Source organism: Acinetobacter sp. 1542444 (genome assembly GCF_000581835.1).
GTDB classification, from domain to species: domain Bacteria; phylum Pseudomonadota; class Gammaproteobacteria; order Pseudomonadales; family Moraxellaceae; genus Acinetobacter; species Acinetobacter pittii.
Genome location: NZ_JEYA01000018.1, coordinates 1 through 1,854, shown reverse-complemented (window position 1 = coordinate 1,854; position 1,854 = coordinate 1). Strand labels below are relative to the sequence as shown.

Below are 1,854 nucleotides of genomic sequence, written 5' to 3'. Positions count from 1 at the left end.
GCTGGTTGACGTATAAATCCAGTGTTGAAGGCAATGCTGCCGAGCCGGAGAATTGTGGGAGTGCCGAGGTGACAATATCACCGCGTTGACTATAAGCACTCGACCACTGGAAACCCGCAAGACGGACACTGCTTCCCCAGTCTGGGCTATTAGAAATAAAGTCCCCTAGGGTATATATCCTGATCTTTTCAGGGTCGACATATTGCCACTTAGTTTCCAGTCGTACCCACTTTTCATGGCTATAACTATTTTCATTACTACCGTTATATAAAACGCCTGATGAGAAGTTACCAATTGCGCTATTAAAGATCCCTTCTGCCGAACCAGAGAAAACATTCTCATCATTGGTCATAGTCTGATACAGGCTGTAGTTCAGAATAGCCGCGTTTAAGGGCTTCATCTTTAGCAAACGTGGGCTAGTGACCTGCTGGCCATTTAAGTCAACTGAGTAACCCGTTAACATGTTCGACGGAACTTTTAAGTTTAGAGACTGCTCATTTTCGAGATATTTAAACTGGATTCCGTTCAAATCATTAATACATACCCACTGGTTATCTGGGATATGTTCATCCATTTTTACTCTTAAAGCTTTTAAATCACGAGAGCGGATATATAGTTTTCTATCTTGATCCTGCCGTACCGATATTAAATCTTTAGAAATATTTGAGTTAATCGAAATATTTAAAAATAGCTGGATATATCCCTGATCAGAACCAAATGCCTGATGAGCAGAATTCGGAACTTCCGGAATACTTGGTAAGACAGCATTGGTACTATCTTGTAATGATTCAGCAGCGGCATGAATCGGCAAGTACATAACACATAAGGCACTTACGATATATTTCATATGTGCCTCTTTAAAGAGATGTTTGCTTACCGTTAATATTTAATGAAATATTATATTTATGATCTGCTTGAAATTTAAAATCAGGACTGATATTAAAGTTTCTCGATTTCCCGGCAAGAATATAACCATTCACGGTGTTTACTTTAATGGGATAGCTTTTATTTTCTGTTGTATCGACAAGTATTAAGTTATTTAAAAGCGCATGTCGATTACCGACATTACTTATGGTGAGATAAGCGTTATTTTGTTCTTGTTGTATTGACCAATTCAGTTTAGTAATCGCATCTTTATTTACTACAAATACAGGTAATGACGAACGTAATAGTACGTTAACCCCTTGATCAGCTTTACGACTATCAATCGGTTTTGGTAACTCATCAATAATAATACGATAAGTTTTTTCACCAGAAACAGGTTCTGGGTTAATTCTAACTACACGTAAGTTATAAGAGTCACTAGGTTGTAGTTTTAAAAATGGTGGACTAATTACAATCTCATCCGTAGGGACTAATTGATCTTGCCCAGCATTTTGTCTCCATTCAAATACACGCACCTGCAAATCAGCACTTTCATTTGACTGGTTATATAAACTAATGGAAGATGCAGCCTGATCACTCAATATTTCAACACTAACAGGTGAAAGGCGGATTGATGCTGCATTTAGCATACTAGGCAAAAATAACAATAAACTTGTCACAACAAAGATATTTTTTTTCATGATTTGCCCAGAACTACTTTTCTCAAATTGAGCTAGCTCCTTTAAAAAAGAGCTAGCAATGACGCAATAAAACTTATTAAAAATTAATAAGTCACTGTTACAGTCACAGTGTCAACATAGCTACCTGCACTTGGTAAAGTTGAGCCAGCAGGAATACGACCATAGACGTTAACTGTTTGTGCTGCACCAGTACCTGTACCGCTATATGCAGTTGTTGCAATACCAATTGCTGTGGCACGGTTAGTATCTGAGAAAAGATTGTAAGGAATGTATTCGTTGCTAGCCGCCC

The 1,854-nt window shown here is 37.9% G+C and carries 2 protein-coding genes and 1 pseudogene; all 3 read right to left on the bottom strand.

All coding sequences use genetic code 11. The features are described from left to right. Positions 1–817: pseudogene (locus J580_RS22690) on the bottom strand (fimbrial biogenesis outer membrane usher protein); the annotation flags it as partial. A gap of 40 nt (positions 818–857) precedes the next feature. Then, positions 858–1,565, bottom strand: a complete 708-nt coding sequence (locus J580_RS22685) for a molecular chaperone (RefSeq protein ID WP_032006077.1) — start codon at positions 1,563–1,565, stop codon at positions 858–860. A gap of 83 nt (positions 1,566–1,648) precedes the next feature. Next, positions 1,649–1,854: spore coat protein U domain-containing protein (locus J580_RS22680; RefSeq protein WP_032006074.1), on the bottom strand; the 206-nt coding region annotated here is incomplete at its 5' end.

Excerpts from the sequence above, each read along its gene's own strand:
- J580_RS22685 (WP_032006077.1), bottom strand. The coding sequence starts at position 1,565 with ATGAAAAAAAATATCTTTGTTGTGACAAGTTTATTGTTATTTTTGCCT.